Genomic DNA, 18,473 nt, shown 5'->3' with positions numbered 1-18,473 from the left:
TATTCCATGCATTTATTGGGCTAATGATAACCACAATTGTAGGAATCTGGGTACAGGCTCATTTTATAGCTGCATTAATTTAAATGAAACAAAATAAGTAGGCCTCGGTGACAACCGTATGTCAGGAGCATTAAAAAATAAGTTCAGTAATATATTTTCCGATGGACTATAGGCTGTGAATGATCTTTCGAAACTGATAAGCTAAAAAGTAATGTTACAAACAGATTTTACAGGAGCGTGGTGAATTGGGGAAAAACTTATTGATACCTGGAAGTAGAAGTGGAAAATTTGGAACCATTGACCATTGTAATATCTGAAATGAAGGATATTTTATTTTGGTCAGAATTGACCAGCTTAATAAATCGATTGGGAATAGGATAACATTGGAAAGATTGATGTTACGATTTAAATGTACACTAAAAACAGTAGCAGATGCACGTATCAATACGGATTGGCCGAAACACTGTTTTTTAGCTGGCTATCTATAGGTTTTTGAATGACTGTGATGTTATCTTCCTGATCGATTTTTATTAAGCCCATTTCTTCAAATGCTCTCAACCAGCGCTGCATGGGTAAAACATCCCATTTCTGCCTGTACCGTGTAGCGTTTTCGATAATGGAATGAAAGTGGTTTACGGGAGGATCGTACTTATCGTGATGTTGGTGTAATACGTAATCGCGTACAAAAATCAGCTTAACGTCCGCCTTGTGAAACATCATGGCAAAATCTGTATCTTCTGCCCCATACCCTGTAAAGGATTCATCGAAGCCACCCATTTTTTCAAACGTTTGCTTTTGAATAGCAAATATTAAAGACCAGAATTGCAAATGTTCAACCGGCTGGCCTGCCGGTATGTGCTCCCGGGCAGGGTGCGTTGCTGCTAAATGCTTTAGATCATCATAATTTCCTGTGTCAGGCAATACCGGCAGATACATAGGATAAGCTGTAATTACATTATTCGGTTGCAAAGCCATCAGCATATTTGCAAACAGGGTCGGCGATACGATGCAATCTACATCTATAAATATGACGTTGCCTGTTTTTGCAGCGGCGATTCCCATATTCCGCGCTGCAGCTAATGGTAGCTCATGAATTTCCTTAATTAAATGGATGTTCACATTTAAGCCAACAGGAGTTACAATTCCGTCCAGGTCGTCCATACAAACAACTTGTATATCCGAAGGAAGAACCGTCGATGCTTTTATCGAGTCAAGCAGATTGGCTAATTGCTTTCGCCTTCCCTTGACAATCGTTACAATACTGAATTCAGGCATACCAGATTTTTATTTTTTGAGCTATCTCTTCAGGTGCTGACGCATTCACCAAATTTCTATAAAAAGGTGTAAATACTTTCGCTTTTTGCAACACGTTTTGCCACTGCTCAGCGCTGAAAGTTTCCTGCGCCAACAGCGCAACATTTTGATTAGCTAACACATTTGCATGTACTGCTTGCTCGTCATACGGCCTGGGTTCCGGAAGCAGGATCAGACGTTTACCAAGCGACAAAAGCTCCGCAATCGTGTTTTGACCAGCCGCAGAAATCACTATTTCCCCAGCAACAGCTTCCCTAATGTCTTTAACCAGGCCGAGCAGTGTACAATTTTTACCTAAATCATAATACCGCTTATTACCGATAATAGTAAACTGTGTATTTTGATCTTTCGTCATGTTTTTAAGTACCGTTTCATCGTAATTATCGTAACCTGACATGACTGTTGCGTTATTGGTATCTGAAGGGTTGCTTCGCTTCAATTCACTGCCAGCATATTGTGAAATATATCCGCTGTAATATGTTTTGGACGTAAACTGGTAGTCCGCCTGTTCCAAAGAAGAAGGAAAATGAGCTACAATATGATCCGCAAGTTCATGAGCAAAAACCTGTGTTGGATCGTTCATCACATTTCCGGGCAGGTGGACTAAAACGACCGGGACCCCCATCCCCCGAACCATGATTGCCAACTCAGGAACTCCGTCGCAGTAAAAAGCTTTTGGCTTATAAAACTCTATCGCCTCAGCCAGCGTTTTTGCCCGACTTGCTGGCTCGACCGCATACGGTGTAACTTCAAAAGCTTGTGAAAATGTATGCTCCGGTATTTCGTAGCCAGCCGGATATTTTGGAGGAAGTTCCAGCGCCTGAACGTCGTGTTTTTTCTGCAGATACCTGCTTATTTCATTATTTGTCGTTATCGCTATAACCTCGAAAAAAACTGATAATGCTGGATACAACATATTGAATGTTGCCCTATGGCCGTTCCCGTGTGCATGTACGAAATAGAATATCGTTGGCTTCTTCATCACCTCGGGTTTTTCGCTATGCGTTCATAGATGTTTACGTAAGCCGCGGAAGTTTTTGTCATATCAAATGAGGCTGCAAAGTCTCTGCAAGCTGCCGGTTCCGATTTTTTGGCGGTTTCTAACGGCTCTATAAGATCCCGCCAGTCATGTGAATCAACTGATATGGATACTTTTTCGTTGCGAAGCTCCGGAGGTATGGCGGTATTAAACCCTACTACGGGCAAACCACTTGCAAGCATCTCCACCGTACTCAGCCCGAAAGGTTCTTCCCAGGTAGCGGTTGCCAGATACGCCGAAGCGCCTGCCGCCAGTTTGCTTAACTGCTGCTGAGTGGCATGGGAGATGTATTCAATACGTTCGTTTAGCTGCGGCTGAACACGGTCAAGGAAATATTCCTTATCAAATATGGGCCCGACAATTCTTAGTGGCTGTTTTAAATAATTGGCAAGATGTATAGCTGCTTCAACGTTCTTTTCTTTTGTAATACGTCCGCTCCATAATAGATAACCGTCAGCATTTCGAACATGTAACTTCCATTTATCGAGTACTATTCCGTTTAAGATTACCTCCACATCTTTGCCGAGGAATGCCTTCCATTGTTCGCTCATTCGCTTCGAAATGCCGACAGATAAGACCGGAGCATGCTTCGTAAAAAACTGATACATCAGAACAAATTTTTCGGTCGGCGGCAAATGCAATGTAAGTACGCAAGGAATTTTATGAAGTGCACCGACTGCATAGATTTCGGGTATAAATGAATTATAGTGAATGACGTCGTAACGGCTCACGTCAAACAATCCAAATTGTAATGTTTGATAATGTTGCTGGCCGAGCAATTCCGGACAGGGCCGGTACGAATCATCTTTCATGCTAAGCGGGCTCTCATGAAATTCAATCACCTGAAACAGATTTTTTTCGTCCGCGTCCTTTGCAATCACATCGACGATATGCCCCAGGCGCACCAATGCATTTGCGTGCTCGACGATGAATGCCTCCGTGCCACCATTGTATGGCTCACGCAACGAGATAAATGGTCCGGCAACAATCAGTATTTTCATAGAACTTTCTCAAAATAATTGATATAGCGCTGAGCCATCGTTTTCAAAGAAAATGTTTCTGCGTGGCGCCTGACTTTATCGCTTTCAAGCGGTATCGCAGCTGCAATTGCTCTTGCAAGAGATTTGACGTTTTTTTGCTCCGCTATAACTCCACTCTCCATATTAACTAATTCCCGAAAAGCACCGCGGTTGAATCCGGCTATCGGCACGCCCGATGACATGGCTTCTATGTTGGTAAGGCCAAAAGGTTCTTCCCAGCGCACGGCATTTACCACAGCGGCTGCTCCTTTCATGTTCAAGTGTATATCAGACTGTTTTAAGTGACCGAGGTATGTATCTTTTTCCGTCATTCGAGGACTGATTTGTTCATCAAAATATTTCTTATCGTCGAGCGGTCCGGCAAATTTTAAGGGCATATTGAGTTCGTGGGCCGCGTCTATCACAATGTCCAGACCTTTATCATGCACGATCCTTCCAAACCAAAACAGATAGTCTTGACTTGTGCGTACGAGCGGCCACTTATCCAGGTCAACACCGTTGTAAATGACGATTGAACCGTTATTCATATATGGCTGCCACGTAGCTTCAAAGGACTTTGAAGGTATTACGAAATGAAGATTTTCAGAGCCCGAGCAAATCTTAACAGCTGCTTTTAATTTGCTTATTGGTGGCGTATGTATTGTCGTGACCACCGGAATTGCAGCCTTCACGCCCCAAAGTATCGGTAGCTCATGCGTTGAATTGTTATGAACAATATCGAAATCATTTTGTTCAATATCTTCAAGTATCGAGAGGTATTCGTCGCTCTCATATATTTCGAAGTATTTGTTTTCCCGATACTCATCGCCGTAAAATCCTTTTACATTCAGTTCGGGATCGCTATCTGCATGTGCATACAAAGTGATTTCGTGACCGAGACGTATGTACTCTTTACATAGTGCGTGCGTAAACGCTTCCAGGCCTCCACGAAATGGCTCGGCGATCGGCAGTCTGGTTTTGGCTATGACCGCAATCTTCATATTTCGGCTGTAGCTTTTTCAACAATACATTTTTGCGACAATACTTCTTTATATAGCTTTACGTAGTTCAAAGTCATATTTTGTATATTCATGTTCGATGCGAATTCTTTACATGTACCCGGACTGATCGCATTACTCTTTTTAACCAGCTCTACCAAGTCTTGCCAACGGAGAGATGCAGTTGTTAATACACTTTCATGCACCCAATCCGGCGGAACAGCAGTATTAAAGCCAACAACTGGCAATCCGCTCGCCAACATTTCCAATGCAGCCAAACCAAACGGCTCCTGCCATGTTGCCGTTGCGAGATAAGCAGATGCTTTTTTCGCTAAGCTGCTTAGTTCGTGTTGCGTCACGTGCCCTACATACTGAATTTGATCGTTAAGTTGCGGTTTAACCTGCTCATCAAAATAATACTGGTCAACAATTCTGCCAGCAATCTTCAGCGGCAGCTGCATATATTTTGCCACGCAGATGGCAGCTGCAACATTCTTTTCTTCGTTGATTCGTGCCGACCACAGCAGATACGCACGGTCCTCCGAACTTTTTGTGGGCCAAAGATCCACGTTTATACCGTTGTTTATAAGCGGCATATCTGTCTCAAGCGCCTGGTCCCATTGCCGTTTGACCCTTTCTGATATCGCTACGAATGTGACATCTTTTTGCCGCGAAAGTTCTTTATACGCAGATATTCGTTTTTCGTCAGCCGGTGAATGCAGCGTCAGCAACGACGTTTTATTGAAATGCAATCCTGCCTCCAACAGATGCGGGTAAAACATGTTGTAATGAATGACATCATATAAATCGGCATCCAGCTTTTTGAACTGAAGTTTTTCTTTGAAACATGTAAAAAAATCAGGTTCAGCTTTATTAGATACAGTGAAAGGGTTTACCAGCGTAAATTTAGCGCTGGCTTCCGCCTCATGCGCAATAACATCTACAGTATGCCCTTCATCAACAAGTTGGTTGGCAAAAGAAACTATAAAAGCTTCTATACCGCTGTTATAAGGCTCTTTCAGTGTTATCCCGGGACCTGATACAAGTAAAATATTCATAATAGGAGCAGCGCGAATCTGTATGGCTAATAATCAGTCAGTCGTAAAAGGCCATATACAAACGTTCATCGAACCTTATGTGCATTGCTTTTTAATATCATTGACTTACAATGTGTATAAAATGCATGCCGTAAACTATTCTCTAATTTATAAATTCAGTTTTTTGAGCTAGTTTAACATTGGCACATGGCAAGCCCATTTAAATTTGATTGGGAAATGGTCGGAGTTAGGCGTATAAGTCCATTGAACGGCCGACCGCAGAATAGTATTACTTGCTTGTTTACGACAACGATCAGTTTAAACCGGTTGCAGGAAGATGGATTGGTAAGAATATTGTTATCACTGTGGGTTGTAACTTGTTTTTGAGGTATCCCGAAATATTTGATACAACTGAAATTTATTCATTAAGTAACACCTTCTTTACTGCATTGTCATGCAGATTAACCAAATCGGTGAAAACGCGCTTAGCCAGGTACGCTAACCTCCAGGACCAAACAAAAAGCATATACAGCGTTTTTAACCTTGAATGGCCTTTTGATGAATAACCTTTTTTCTATAAGACACTGAATTTGCCTTTGCAACTGATTGAAACCTTTCAGATTATTCCATAATGTACTTTGACCTTCAGTCAGCAAAGGGTTCACAGAGAGGTATAATAAGCTCATTTCCAGCTTGTTCAATATCCCATGTGTCGCATCCGATACAATCAATGCCTATACATTAGCTATTAGTTGGTACTTCTGCCTTCGGTTCCTCGTCAACATGAACCCAGATTTTTACCGTCTGCTGTATTTCGTAAGCAATGAGTTTCCACATATGCACAATGGCAGCAATTTCCGGCTCTGTTCAGTATCATCATTTTTGCAGGCAACAAAAACAAGTGAGATCAACAGCGCATGTAACAGCTTTTTCATAAGGCAAGGCTTTTTTTATGAGGATGCCAATCAATCCCTTTTAATTGAATGATTGTGTATATAATAATTTTATTACAAATTGATTACATACATGGCTCATTTAAGGCTTTTGATCTCGGCTCAAATTATGTCTGCAAAAACGGAGATATTACATGACCTCACACAAATGGGTACGTAAACAACATGAGGCACATGTGTAACTTTTCAGTGCCCTCAACTCATCCCGGTAGGCACTCGCAAGCAACTGGTAGATTCTAGGTCAAAACTCAGCATTCGTAGCCAATGTAAGCTGTTTGGCGTTCAGCGCAGTGGGATATACTATGGTTGTAAAACCGGGACAGAGGAAAATCCACAAGTGATGCGTTTGTGGTTATTGCCCATAGTGACAAGTACCTACGATATGAATACTGTATGTTTGAGCTATACAAACTTTATAGAAATTCCAGCCTTTATAGTACTGAACTTCTGAAAAATAATTATCTGATTCGTGTAGAAAATTTAGACCTCAATAGTACTACAGTGCTCCGTGATTATTTTACTTACTGGAAAGACTTGGAAGCTGAATGGAAAAGCTTGGTGACTGAGTTTGATGCTGATCAAAGGAAGTACCCTATAATACAAGCTATTAAAACATCTATCTCAGATTTTTTACCATTTTTGAATGATATTAATTTGATGACAAAAGAAATTCTATCTGCAGATGACTTTTCAGAAATTAAAAACGCAATTCAAATAAGATTTACCAATCCGGATTAAATTATTAAAACGTCAGCTGACATCAATATTTTCAATGCCGAAGTCTGACATTGGAGTAATCAGCAGTGGTAATTTGGTCATGCAGCATTTCTGGACTTCATAAATAAAACCAGCATGAGTTCTTGAAATTTTATTATATCAGCTATTAAAGGATATTATTGTCTGATAAATCGGTTTACAGAGGGTTACGTTTAAAAGGTTAATCTAAGGTTGCTTCAAAAACTTATCTTTGCCCTTTAAGTAGTTTAAAAACCACTAAGAGTCTGTTTAAAAATTTTGGTATTTCTTCAAATCCTATAATTGTATTCGTAGACAGACATCTTTCCATTCTAAAAAGTCACTTAATACTTGTTTATCAAATTGTGTATCAAATAAAAAAGCACTTACAAGTTGTATCTTATAAGTCCTGGATATTTGTTATGCTAAACTAAATAAGGATTTTTCGTCAATGTATTGATAACATGATCCAGGATAAGAGAGAAGCTATACTACGAACGTTGTTCCTAACCGTTTGAATCATTGGACCAGTTTGTAGCCTCAAACGAGAAACAGAAATGGTATCAGAGATGATTAAGAATGCACGCCTAAGTTCATCAGGAAGAAAATTGCTTACCTCGCAACAAAAGGCTTACTTAGTGGAAGAATGGGATTTATCTGGCTTGTCTTGTCCCGAGTTTTGTCGTCGACACGGTCTAATATCAAGCCAGCTATATAAATGGCGTAAGGATGCAAAATCAGGAGCAGTTATGAGTATAAAAAATGATGGCCAGCTACACTCTAAAACGGAGTTAGAGGTCTTGCGAAGAGAAAATGATGAACTTAAGAGGGCTCTGGGAGAGGCCACACTTGATATTAAGGTTCTAAAAAAAAGCTGGAGATGGATCAACTACGAAACCGGCAGTTGAATCGCTATCCAGGGAATTCGGATTAAGTATCAACCGAATCATCAAAATATTGGGAGTTGCCAAATCTAGCATCTATTACCAAGCCAGGCCTTATCCCAAGAGAAAGAAAATTGTAAAAAAATACCTGTCAGATGCGGCTAAGGCTAATATTCGATCAATATCAAGCATGAAGTCAACCTATGGAACACCTCGTGTGCGAGCTATTTTACAAAGGGATTATGGTGTTACATTATCCAAATATATGGTTCACCGCTTTATGAAAGAGGAAGGTTTACTATTAAAACGATTTCGAACCAGAGGAAATAGTAGGATTCATACTGGAAAAATAGCCGTTGTTAAATCCAATACAAGATGGGCTAGCGACATAACGTCTATTAAGTGTTGGAATGGTCAAAAACTTCGACTGGCCTTTGTGATCGACTGTTGTGACAGATCAATTATTAGCTGGAAAGCAGGCACGCATATTCAAGGATGTGATATCGAATTATTAGTACAGAATGCCCTATTTGAAAGATTCGGTGAAAGTTTACCGCCAAAAGGGCAGCTTCAACTACTACATGATAACGGACCTGAATACATAGAGAAAAATCTAAGAAAAAGTCTTAAACAATGGAATATTGAAGATTGTAATACACCGACATATTCACCACAATCAAATGGCATGTGTGAGGCACTGAATGGCACTTTTAAAAGAGATTACGTCTTTGAAAATTGTCTCGATAATCCAACAGTTGTGATGTCACAAATACAAAAATGGGTAGATGAATATAATAATTTTGCTCCTCATTCAGCTTTAAAAATGAAAACACCAAAAGAATATTTTAACTTTCAAATCGCTGCGTAACTAGTCCAGTTTTTAAGCGGAAAGAGCAACGTTACTTCTAAACTCTTGATAACAGAAGAGGAGGAAAAAAATGTGGGATAAAGGAAAGATGCTACACAACTGATGATATTACTTCCCGATTAATATTTGACTGGAATGATTAACAGATAAAAATAGAAGAACTTAAAAAGTGTTAATCATAGTGTTAACGTTTTAAATTAAAAAGAGCGTAAATAATTGATAAACAATCATTTACGCTCTTTAAATGTACCCGGAGCCGAACTGTTGTCGAACCAGTTTATGGAGGATTTGAATAAAATTGCAGATCTTACTATATGAGTAATTATAATGGAAATGTTTAGAACACTATTTGCCTACCTGCTTTTCTACTAAAGTCACAATTGGACAGGGAATGCTAATATGACGTCAATCTTTCAACAGATGTAACTTTGAAGAGGTCGGTGCGAAAATAAGAAGTACGTTTTTCAAAAGTGATTAAAACTGTGTACGAAGAAAATGGTTTTCTGGAAAATTGAGTTTTTCTATATATCCTTTAGATTTACACCAGTTCATTTATACCGTGGTATAATCGTACTTTGGAAACATTCGTAAATGAATGTATTATCTAGGCCAGAAGACTTCCAGTAGTGTTGATGTTTCATTAAACTTCATCAGCAACCGGGTTAAAATGTACTTTTCTAATTTTTGAAAAAGATCATTAAAGCACTCTTCATAAATTAAAACTGGCATTAAAAGTTTTGACGAATTTGTAATTTTAGTAATCCACTCAATGCTTGTACCAGTGGTGATGGCTGTTCGGATTTATGGATCAGAACGTGCTTAATCACAATCTCTTTAAATGGTGTCCCATTGGCATTAATGATAGGCATGGAGACAAGATTAGGCTCCTGCCTCAAGTCCAGAGAAGCGGGAATAAAAGCAATTCCTTTACCTGACCTTACCATACTTTTTAACAAGTCAAAGGATGGTACATATTGTGCAATGTTACTTTCTCTGTGAAATCCGGCCTGACGGCAAACTTCTTCCAGCTGTCCGTAAAATAGGCCAGCCTCTGGCCCGTGATCAATCCACTTTTCTTTTTTTAATTGAGTTAGCATAACTGCTTTCACGCCAGCCAAGTGATGATCTTTGTTAATTAGTATTGTGTAATCGGCTTGAGTGTACTGTGTTGCTATAAGTCCTTCACAAACGAGTGGAAGTACGCTCAGGCCCAAGTCAATCTGATCGTTTGCGATGCTTGTCTGTACCTGAACCGGGTTAGGAAGTTCCACCAGCTTGATTTCTACTAATGGGAAATGGGCTGAGAAGAGCTCGAGCATACCCATAACCCGCTCTGGAAGTATAAGTTTAAAAACTCCTAAATTAATTACTTGCTGTTTTGCCCCGACCTGGCGGGCGCTACGAACTGCCTTGTCAGTCAATTGCAGGATGTGTTTAGCATCAAGAAGAAAGACTTTACCCGCTTCGGTTAGCTCCACCTTATGTAGCTTAGTACGAGATATTCCTACAAACAACTCCACGCCTAAGTCTGCTTCTAATAGCCTGATTTGCTGACTCAATGCAGGTTGTGAAATAAACAGGTGCCTGGCCGCATTGCCGAAGTGCAGTTCCTCGGCAACTCCTATAAAATATTTTAACTGACGTAGTTCCATTTTGCTTTTTGATTCGTCTATTGATCAAGACAATACCTGATAAGAAATACTTATCAGACGGAAAGAAAATACAATCAGACTTTTACATGATTATCTTGTATTATTGCTTCCCATTGAATCCGGACGATTTAACGTTTGAAAAATATTACTAAGCATTATATGTACTATGAATAGAAAACAGTTTTTATCATTAGCGACCTTGGCAGTTACATTGCCTGCGCTTGGTTTTTCAACGTCAGGAAGATCAGGTGAATTTGTTGATGTTGAAATTGCACCCGGCAAAGTGCGGGGCATTCGCAATGAGGGCGTTAATATATTTAAAGGAATACCTTATGGCGGCAAAATTTCAGGAGATAGAAGATTCCGCCGTCCTGCTCCTTTACAGCCCTGGACAGGTGTAAGGGATGCCACTCAGTTTGGTGCACCTGCTATTCAATCGCCGCGCCGGAATGAGCCGGCACCTTCCGAAGATTGTCTGTTTCTGAATGTCTGGACTCCTGCAAATGACAACAAAAAGCGCCCGGTCATGTTTTATAGCCATGGTGGTGGATTTGTGATTGGATCCGGAGCCTCGCCAGGGCAGGATGGATCAAATCTGGCGCGAAATTTTGATGTAGTTGTGGTGCAGACCAATCATCGTCTGGGATTGCTGGGTTTTCTTTATCTTGATGAAATCGCTGGTGCAGACTATGCAGGTTCTGGTAATATGGGCATACTTGACATTGCTGATGGCTTAAAATGGGTGAGCCAAAATATTGCCCAATTTGGCGGAGATCCTAATAATGTGATGATTTTTGGTGAGTCGGGTGGGGGAGCCAAAACATCTTGTTTGTATGCAATGCCAGCGGCTGCGCCATACTTCAATAAGGCATCTATTGAAAGCGGTCCGGGTGTACGGATGAGTACTAAAGAAGCAGCGGCTGAAACTACGGCGATGCTTTTGAGAGAGCTGAATATTTCGCCTAAAGACTGGAGAAAATTACTGGATGTACCTGCTGCGGATCTGCTTGTTATGCAGGGTAAGTTACCTTCTGTAGCGCCGTTTAGTGAAAAGAATAACAATAAAGGAGTTATGCAGCGTAATGCTGGTGGTTTCGGTCCGGTCGTAGATGGAAAAGTCCTTCCACATCATCCGTTTGAGCCTTCTGCGCCTGAAATATCCAGGAATAAGCCACTATTGGTCGGATGGAATGAAGACGAATACACTTTCTTTGCCTGGGAACGAAAAGACACTGAACCTTTTAAACTGGATTTTGATGGTTTACAAAAGAAGCTGGAACCTAAATACGGCCAGGATACCAGAAAAATGATTGAAACCTACCGGAAAGCAAGGCCTGATGCCTCCGCACCCGATATTTTTGTAGCAATTTCATCAATCTCCATGATGGGACTTGGCTCAGTGGATATTGCAGAGAAAAAGGCAAAACAGAACGGTGCACCGGTTTATTTATATAATTTTGGTTACAAATCAGAGAAAAAAATACCGGGAACGGACTACGCCATGGGTACACCACATGCCATGGATATTTCATTCAAATTCAATAATGAAATTCCACCCAGGGATGGCTCCCAGCCAAAGGAAAGTTTCTTCGGAGGGAACAAACCGGAGCGGTTTGAGGCCTCGCATCATTTCGCTGAGCTTTGGACAACCTTTGCAAGGACAGGAAAACCAGCTGCCAAAGACGTACCAGAATGGCCTGCCTACAACCTGAAAGACAGGCCGACAATGCGCATCGATACAAAATGCGAAGTAATCCATAACCGGTTCACAGAAGAGCTTGAAATGTGGAGATCGATCGGCAAAGTATAAACCAATGGTTCTTTACTTATTTTAAAACAATCCCGTTAATACCTATACATGAGACCAAATATATTCTGCGTCGCTGTGGCTTCCTTTTTGATAATGACACACTTTTTGTTCCAGCCCCTTGCAGCGCAGCAGCTGAGTTCAGATCTTTTGCAAAAGCCGTGGAAAGCGCAGTGGATCACCGGGCCAGGCATGCCTATCAACCGTTTTAATGCTTCTTCGGATTTGACATTGAAAGAGTACGGCGTATTCAAGTTTAGAAAAACTATCGAGCTAACAGCAAAACCTTCTTCCTTTATTATACATGTTTCGGGTGATAACCGGTATAAGCTTTTTGTAAATGGTAAACATGTTTCACAAGGTCCGGCAAGGGGAGATCTGTATTTCTGGAATTTTGAAACGGTTAATATTGCTTCTTACTTACAGGCCGGAAGTAATACTATTGCCGCTGTGGTCTGGAATGAAGGCCGTGTAAAACCTGAATCCCAGATTTCGTATCTGACCGGATTTATTCTGCAGGGAAATACTGCTGCCGAAGATATACTAAACACAAACGACACCTGGAAAACGATTAAGGATGAAAGTTATCAGCCGATTTCAGTAAAGGTTCCAGGTTATTATGTGGCGGGTCCGGCTGAGCGGGTGGATATGAACACACATGTCAGCGGCTGGGAGAAAGCAGATTATGACGACAACAAATGGGTAAAAGCGCGTCTGATAGGTCCGGGCACAACAAAAGATGCAGCTGTAAATTCTTCGGGATGGATGCTGGTTCAATCGCAGCTACCACAAATGGATATGACCGTCCAGCGGCTTGCAACAACCAGAAAAGCAGAAGGCGTGCAGGTTCCTGCTGGTTTTCCTGCTGCCAAAACCAGCGTCACCATTCCAGCCAATACGAAAACGACCATTTTACTGGACCAGGGATTTTTAACCAATGCTTATCCAACACTGGAATTCAGCAGTGGTAAAGGCGCTGGAATATCAATAGGTTATGCAGAAGGTCTTTATGTAGGAAAAAAGGAAGTATTAAATAGTCCGAGACTTCCTATGCTTTCCAAAGGCAATCGTAACGAAACCGATGAAAAGATCTTTATTGGCAGGGCTGATAGTATACTTTCAAATGGAGCAGTCAACCAGCAATTCACACCGCTGAGCTGGCGGACTTACCGCTATATACAACTGAGTGTCACAACAAAAGCAGAACCGCTTGTCATCGATGATATTTACGGCACTTTCACCGGCTATCCATTCGAGCAGAAAGCAAAGCTTCAAACCCAGAATGCAGAAATGGGAAAGATGCTGGATATCGGATGGCGAACTGCAAGATTATGTGCTTTTGAAACTTATATGGATTGTCCATACTATGAGCAGTTACAGTATATCGGCGATGCCAGGATACAGGCATTGGTTTCCATGTATAATGCCGGTGACGATCGGCTGGTCCGGAATGCGCTTACACTAATGGATCACTCGCGCATTGCCGAAGGAATCACGCTAAGCCGCTATCCCACAGACCTGCATCAGCAGATACCAACATTCTCATTATGGTGGGTAGCGATGCTGCATGATTATTACAAATACCGTCCGGACAGTCTGTTTATCAAAGATAAGCTTCCGGGAGCAAGACAGGTGATCTCCTTTTTTGAACGTTATCAGCAAGCAGATGGCTCTTTGAAAGATGTACCCTATTGGGTTTTTACAGACTGGTCGCAGGGAAAAGGCTGGAACTTTGGAATGGCACCAATCGGAAAAAACGGAGAATCTGCGGTACTGGATATGCAGCTGCTTTGGACTTACCAACTGGCGGCTGAACTTGAAAGCAGTTTAGGACTGAAAGATTTGGCAGCCCATTACACAAGCCGCGCCGCACAATTGAAAAAAACCATTCAGGCTAAGTACTGGGATGCTGGTAAAGGCCTTTTTGCAAACACACCTGAAAAGGACAACTATTCACAGCATGCTAACTCACTGGCAATTCTTTCAGGCGTTGTTGGCAAAGAGCAGGCAAAACCTCTGGCTATAAAAATGCTTGCTGATACCAGCCTTGCACCAGCATCAATTTACTTCAAATTTTATCTACATCAGGCTCTTACAGAAGCTGGACTGGGTGATGACTATATGAGTTGGCTGGGCAAATGGCGTGAGAACATGAACCTGGGACTTACTACCTGGGCAGAAACCTCAGATGTAAATACTTCCAGGTCGGACTGCCACGCCTGGGGATCAAGTCCAAACATTGAATTTTTCCGTATCGTCCTGGGGATTAACAGTGGTGCGGCCGGCTTCTCAAAAGTATTAATTACGCCACATTTAGGCTCGATCAGTGATATCAGTGGAGAAATGCCGCATCCGAATGGGAAAATCATGGTTAATTATAAAGTAAATCAAGGCGCCATGCATGCCGAGATCAGTCTTCCAGAAAAAATTTCGGGCAACTTTGTCTGGAAAGGCAAAACCCTGGCATTAAAGCCAGGGAAAAACGCATTTAAGTTGTGATGACATCACTCGGGCACCTTGCTAAACTCTTCATCAGTAACGGGCTTTAACCATACTGCCCCACCAATATTTGTATTGGTGCCAATTGCGATATGCGTCATGGCATCTGTTTTTGTAGCGCCGTGCCAATGCTCAATATTGGGCGGACATTTAACAACGTCACCTTCTTTGATGATTTTAATTGGTTCACCTTTCTGTTGATACAGACCTTTTCCCTTGGTCACCAGGAGTATTTGTCCACCTTTATGAAGATGCCAGTTGGTTCTCGCTCCTGGTTCAAAGGTCACTGAACCAATATTTACATTGTAAGTAGTGTCATTTTCAGCCAGATAGTTGAGCCAGACCGTTCCGGTAAAGTTATCATTCGTTACTTTATTGCCCTTAGGGAATACCATAGCAGTATCCGCTTCTGTTGTTGAAGCATGCTGCTGCTTGTTATCATTGTTGCAGGATATTATTCCCAGTGCGCTAAAGACAACGGAAAATATCAAAACACTGTTTTTTAACGTTATTGGTTTCATCGCACGTTGTTTTAATGTCTTATTGATCACATTGAACCTTAAAGGTTCGCTTTATAGAACCCGAGCAATTTGCTTTCTGCCTGCGATACATATTCTGGCTTCCAGTAAGTTTGGATATGGGTGGCTCCATCAATGACAAAAAGCTCTTTATTTTTGGCGTTAGTTGCTTTACTAAATGCTTCATCTGTCATGTATTTCGTATCTGCTTTGCTTCCAGCCATCATCAAAAGAGGCTGATTAATCAAATTCATATTCGCGGCAGCATCCCAGGTCATCAAATCCTGCAAACTGCTCATGGTGTAAAGAAAAGTTGAATTTGGGTGTGCATGCGTTCTGTAATAGTATTCGTAGCCTTCCCTATACAAATCTGTGGTAGTTTTAGCAATTTCTTCGTCTGTTATACTAGCCACACCTGCGTAAATGATTTTTCCACCCGCTGCCTGCTGCGCACGGGCGTCCGAAGCTTGTTTCAAGCGCTCCTGAATGGTGTTTAATTGCGAATTTTGAAAACCATTCCGCCTTACTTCCCCTGAGTTGAACATGCTCAGGGTAGCAACGGCTTTGAAACGTTTGTCTGACTGTGCTGCTTTTAAAGTGTAACCACCGCCACCACAAATGCCCAGCACACCCAGACGGTTTGCATCAACGCCTGCATACTGTGTAATGTAGTCAGCCATACCATGAATGTCTTCGGTACGGTAATTAGGATTGTCCGTATGACGCGGCTCCCCGCCGCTAGCTCCCTGGTATGCCGCGTTGGCAGCAATGGTTATATACCCTGCTTCCGCCAGACGCTGCGCATATAATCCGGCTGTCTGCTCTTTAATACCACCGTTAGGGTGAGCAACTGCTATTGCCGGGTATTTTTTTGATGCATCGTAGTTTGCAGGTGTATAAACATTCGCCGCAACTTCAATGCCGTTCAGTTTATATTTCACCGGATGGATGTTCACTTTGCCATCTTCATTTTTCGTAAGGGCACCCTCATATACCAGCGTATATGAATTTTTTTGCTTTACTTTTTGTGTAGACTGGGCATTTATAGTATCGGCAGCTGCCATTGAGACGGCTAATGCGACAATTGATGTTAATTTTTTCATTTGTTTCAATAATTAATTTTACTTCTTTTTCAATACTTCATCCAATACGGATTTTGCAGACTGTGCTTCTTTTTCACCAGCCGTCTTTCTGATAACGCCGATGAATTGTTGTAACTGTTCGGCCGTCAGACCTACATTCAGACAGATTTTAAAGTGTGATTGCAGCATAGGCTCTACACCTCCAATACCGGCAAGGGCAGATACGGTTGCCAGTTCTCTTTCCGTGTAGGTCAATATGTCCCTTTCAAAAATGTCGGCGAAGAGATGTTCTTTAAGAAAGACTTCTATGGTGGGAGCAAATGCGGAATAGCCTGTTTGAGGACCATTTTGCGGAGCGCCTAAAAGAGAATCCAGGACGGCTTTGCCTCTTTCATATTTGCTTCGATCATCTTTTATTGCAGATGCGTCATTGCCCATTACATCAGTAATGCCTTTGGCCTTGCGTTGCTCCAGAACACTCATAAAAGTTTGTAATCCCCGAATGCTGCGGGGGAATCCAGCATAAGCATACACATGGATGATCACCTCCTTAATCTGCTGGATAGTTAGTCCTGCCTCAAGTCCGGCAGCAAGTTCTGATTTTAACTTTGGTAAGTCGCCTTTTGCGGTGTTTGCTGCAATGCTGACAATGGCGTGCTGCTTTTTGCTTAAATTCTGATCTGTATGCGTTTGAGCATTGGCCGTGTTTGCCACAATCAGCATTGTGACAAACAATGAAGATTTTAAAAGCTTGGTGAGTATCATTTCCATATTTTGTCCAGTTATCAAATTCCCTTCTTGCTTAGAAGAATTAATGATACAAAGTTCAGGATTGACGCTCACATAAACGGATACGTATTACTGTTTTTACTACCAATATTCCTAATCCAGTTTTTACATTGAATTTTGGCTTCGCAGGTAGGAAGGGTTTAGTTCGATACATCATATAAGAAGATGGGAATATTTCTTACTTATCTAAACCTTTCTCCTTTAACCAATTGGATAAAGCGTCGGCCACCTGCACATTATTCAGATCAGAAAAAGGAAAGTGCGTATTGCCTTTGATCCCAATTTCTGGTAGGTGTACAACCGTTGCATTGCCACCATGTTTGTTGATTGTGCCCGCCCATAACCTGGCCATTTCAAGCCCTGAGCGCCAATGGTCTTTATTCCATACGGTGGTCGGCTCCTTGGCGATATTATCGCCATAGTAAATCACAATTGGTATCCTGGTCAGCTTTTCAAAATCCTGGAACGGGATTTCTACACCTTTCAGTTCGCCAAAAAGCCCTGCTGATTTGATAGGCTCAGGCGCTTCTCCTTTGGGGAACACAAAACCGCTGTACGGTTCATAGGCAACAACAGCTTTGACCTTTTCATTTTTAATAGCCGTCATCCAGCCCGGGCCACCTCCCTGTGAATGCGTCACCAGTATGCCTTCCCCGATCTTATCAAATAATCCGGATACTGCATCCGTAATCACCTTGGCATCAAAAGCACCTGTGTTCGGTGTCATTTTTCTGAAAAACTGTTCCAGGGAAGCAGAATCCTTTGGAAACTGAACATTTGGGAAATAGTCGGGATAATTGCCGATCCGGAATTGTGTAAACCAGAATTGTTCGTCAGCAGTTGGGGTCACCGTTGCTGCAACAGTGCTCTTGCCGGCTTCGCCACGTCTGGGCTGATCAAGCAGGTAAACTCCAAAACCACGTCTGAGAAAAATATTTTGAAAGCCTTCTCTTCCATCGGAGGTTGTTTCCCACGATTTTTTCGATTCTCCGGCACCGTGCAAAAAAACCAATGGATACTTACGGGCCTTGACGGGAATCTGATAAAATACGTAAGCGTGATCGCCATGAAAGGTTTGGCCTTGGGGTTTCAATGCGTTGTTCAAATCGAACTTTCCCGGCTCGGTTACCTTTGTTCCACCGACAGTAAAACTGCCTTGCTCTTCAATGAGCAGCGGTTTGAATTTATTTTGGGCATTCAATGATATGGATGTAGCCAATATTGCCGCACAAATGCCCAGATATTTTATGGATTTCATTTTCATAAAATTTCTTATTAT

Annotated in this window: 15 protein-coding genes; 5 read left to right on the top strand and 10 right to left on the bottom strand. The window is 41.8% G+C overall.

The genetic code is table 11. The features are described from left to right. Window positions 1–441 precede the first annotated feature (441 nt). The 5 genes from KZC02_RS07985 to KZC02_RS07965 are packed head-to-tail and all read right to left on the bottom strand — an operon-like array spanning window position 442 to window position 5,428. Window positions 442–1,275, bottom strand: coding sequence for a glycosyltransferase family 2 protein (locus KZC02_RS07985; protein WP_221393617.1), 834 nt, complete (start codon window positions 1,273–1,275; stop codon window positions 442–444). Beyond that, window positions 1,268–2,296 carry a glycosyltransferase gene (locus tag KZC02_RS07980; protein WP_221393616.1) on the bottom strand — a complete coding sequence of 343 codons (1,029 nt, stop codon included), beginning with the start codon at window positions 2,294–2,296 and terminating at the stop codon, window positions 1,268–1,270. The genes KZC02_RS07985 and KZC02_RS07980 overlap by 8 nt, the downstream gene beginning before the upstream one ends. Further along, the gene (locus KZC02_RS07975; protein WP_221393615.1) at window positions 2,296–3,354 is read right to left on the bottom strand and encodes a glycosyltransferase; all 1,059 of its coding nucleotides are present in this window, start codon (window positions 3,352–3,354) and stop codon (window positions 2,296–2,298) included. The genes KZC02_RS07980 and KZC02_RS07975 overlap by 1 nt, the downstream gene beginning before the upstream one ends. Then, the gene (locus KZC02_RS07970) at window positions 3,351–4,373 is read right to left on the bottom strand and encodes a glycosyltransferase (protein ID WP_221393614.1); all 1,023 of its coding nucleotides are present in this window, start codon (window positions 4,371–4,373) and stop codon (window positions 3,351–3,353) included. The genes KZC02_RS07975 and KZC02_RS07970 overlap by 4 nt, the downstream gene beginning before the upstream one ends. Continuing rightward, on the bottom strand, window positions 4,370–5,428 hold the full coding sequence (locus KZC02_RS07965; RefSeq protein WP_221393613.1) for a glycosyltransferase: 1,059 nt from the start codon (window positions 5,426–5,428) through the stop codon (window positions 4,370–4,372). Before KZC02_RS07965 ends, KZC02_RS07970 begins: the two co-directional genes overlap by 4 nt. A gap of 1,325 nt (window positions 5,429–6,753) precedes the next feature. On the opposite strand from KZC02_RS07965, the gene KZC02_RS07960 reads away from it, so the two are divergent. From KZC02_RS07960 to KZC02_RS07950, 3 genes are all read left to right on the top strand, one after another. Beyond that, on the top strand, window positions 6,754–7,098 hold the full coding sequence (locus KZC02_RS07960; protein ID WP_221393612.1) for a hypothetical protein: 345 nt from the start codon (window positions 6,754–6,756) through the stop codon (window positions 7,096–7,098). Between the two features lie 554 nt (window positions 7,099–7,652). Then, a complete protein-coding gene (gene tnpA, locus KZC02_RS07955) occupies window positions 7,653–8,003 on the top strand; it encodes an IS66 family insertion sequence element accessory protein TnpA (RefSeq protein ID WP_221393611.1) in 351 nt (116 codons plus the stop codon). A 49-nt stretch (window positions 8,004–8,052) separates the two neighbouring features. Next, complete coding sequence (locus KZC02_RS07950; protein ID WP_221393610.1) at window positions 8,053–8,847, top strand: IS3 family transposase; 795 nt, start codon at window positions 8,053–8,055, stop codon at window positions 8,845–8,847. Window positions 8,848–9,575: 728 nt separating this feature from the next. Here the strand turns inward: KZC02_RS07950 and KZC02_RS07945 are convergent. Further along, entirely contained in the window at window positions 9,576–10,499 is a 924-nt protein-coding gene (locus KZC02_RS07945) for a LysR family transcriptional regulator (protein ID WP_221393609.1), read from the bottom strand. A gap of 166 nt (window positions 10,500–10,665) precedes the next feature. Here KZC02_RS07945 and KZC02_RS07940 point away from each other — a divergent pair, with 166 nt between their 5' ends. Together KZC02_RS07940 and KZC02_RS07935 are read left to right on the top strand one after the other, a co-directional pair. Then, window positions 10,666–12,309, top strand: a complete 1,644-nt coding sequence (locus tag KZC02_RS07940) for a carboxylesterase/lipase family protein (RefSeq protein WP_229254063.1) — start codon at window positions 10,666–10,668, stop codon at window positions 12,307–12,309. 48 nt (window positions 12,310–12,357) lie between these two features. After that, entirely contained in the window at window positions 12,358–14,805 is a 2,448-nt protein-coding gene (locus KZC02_RS07935; protein ID WP_229254061.1) for an alpha-L-rhamnosidase C-terminal domain-containing protein, read from the top strand. A 5-nt stretch (window positions 14,806–14,810) separates the two neighbouring features. On the opposite strand, the gene KZC02_RS07930 is transcribed toward KZC02_RS07935, so the two are convergent. The 4 genes from KZC02_RS07930 to KZC02_RS07915 form a co-directional block, all read right to left on the bottom strand. Further along, entirely contained in the window at window positions 14,811–15,326 is a 516-nt protein-coding gene (locus tag KZC02_RS07930) for a cupin domain-containing protein (protein WP_229254058.1), read from the bottom strand. A gap of 38 nt (window positions 15,327–15,364) precedes the next feature. After that, the gene (locus KZC02_RS07925; RefSeq protein ID WP_221393608.1) at window positions 15,365–16,426 is read right to left on the bottom strand and encodes an alpha/beta hydrolase; all 1,062 of its coding nucleotides are present in this window, start codon (window positions 16,424–16,426) and stop codon (window positions 15,365–15,367) included. A gap of 18 nt (window positions 16,427–16,444) precedes the next feature. Next, complete coding sequence (locus tag KZC02_RS07920) at window positions 16,445–17,176, bottom strand: carboxymuconolactone decarboxylase family protein (RefSeq protein ID WP_229254057.1); 732 nt, start codon at window positions 17,174–17,176, stop codon at window positions 16,445–16,447. 196 nt (window positions 17,177–17,372) lie between these two features. After that, window positions 17,373–18,452, bottom strand: a complete 1,080-nt coding sequence (locus KZC02_RS07915) for an alpha/beta fold hydrolase (RefSeq protein ID WP_221393607.1) — start codon at window positions 18,450–18,452, stop codon at window positions 17,373–17,375. Window positions 18,453–18,473: the final 21 nt, after the last annotated feature.

The sequence above is a fragment of the Dyadobacter sp. NIV53 genome, assembly GCF_019711195.1.
Classification (GTDB): domain Bacteria; phylum Bacteroidota; class Bacteroidia; order Cytophagales; family Spirosomataceae; genus Dyadobacter.
The sequence above is the reverse complement of the archived record's forward strand: the minus strand, read 5'-3'. Positions and strand labels throughout refer to the sequence as shown.

Bases quoted from the DNA above. Each gene is read 5' to 3' on its own strand.
- KZC02_RS07915 (WP_221393607.1), bottom strand. From the start codon at position 18,452: ATGAAATCCATAAAATATCTGGGCATTTGTGCGGCAATATTGGCTACA.
- KZC02_RS07945 (WP_221393609.1), bottom strand. From the start codon at position 10,499: ATGGAACTACGTCAGTTAAAATATTTTATAGGAGTTGCCGAGGAACTG.
- KZC02_RS07980 (WP_221393616.1), bottom strand. From the start codon at position 2,296: ATGAAGAAGCCAACGATATTCTATTTCGTACATGCACACGGGAACGGC.
- KZC02_RS07935 (WP_229254061.1), top strand. From the start codon at position 12,358: ATGAGACCAAATATATTCTGCGTCGCTGTGGCTTCCTTTTTGATAATG.
- KZC02_RS07960 (WP_221393612.1), top strand. From the start codon at position 6,754: ATGTTTGAGCTATACAAACTTTATAGAAATTCCAGCCTTTATAGTACT.
- KZC02_RS07920 (WP_229254057.1), bottom strand. From the start codon at position 17,176: ATGGAAATGATACTCACCAAGCTTTTAAAATCTTCATTGTTTGTCACA.
- KZC02_RS07965 (WP_221393613.1), bottom strand. From the start codon at position 5,428: ATGAATATTTTACTTGTATCAGGTCCCGGGATAACACTGAAAGAGCCT.
- KZC02_RS07985 (WP_221393617.1), bottom strand. From the start codon at position 1,275: ATGCCTGAATTCAGTATTGTAACGATTGTCAAGGGAAGGCGAAAGCAA.
- KZC02_RS07970 (WP_221393614.1), bottom strand. From the start codon at position 4,373: ATGAAGATTGCGGTCATAGCCAAAACCAGACTGCCGATCGCCGAGCCA.
- KZC02_RS07930 (WP_229254058.1), bottom strand. From the start codon at position 15,326: ATGAAACCAATAACGTTAAAAAACAGTGTTTTGATATTTTCCGTTGTC.
- tnpA (WP_221393611.1), top strand. From the start codon at position 7,653: ATGGTATCAGAGATGATTAAGAATGCACGCCTAAGTTCATCAGGAAGA.
- KZC02_RS07925 (WP_221393608.1), bottom strand. From the start codon at position 16,426: ATGAAAAAATTAACATCAATTGTCGCATTAGCCGTCTCAATGGCAGCT.
- KZC02_RS07940 (WP_229254063.1), top strand. From the start codon at position 10,666: ATGAATAGAAAACAGTTTTTATCATTAGCGACCTTGGCAGTTACATTG.
- KZC02_RS07975 (WP_221393615.1), bottom strand. From the start codon at position 3,354: ATGAAAATACTGATTGTTGCCGGACCATTTATCTCGTTGCGTGAGCCA.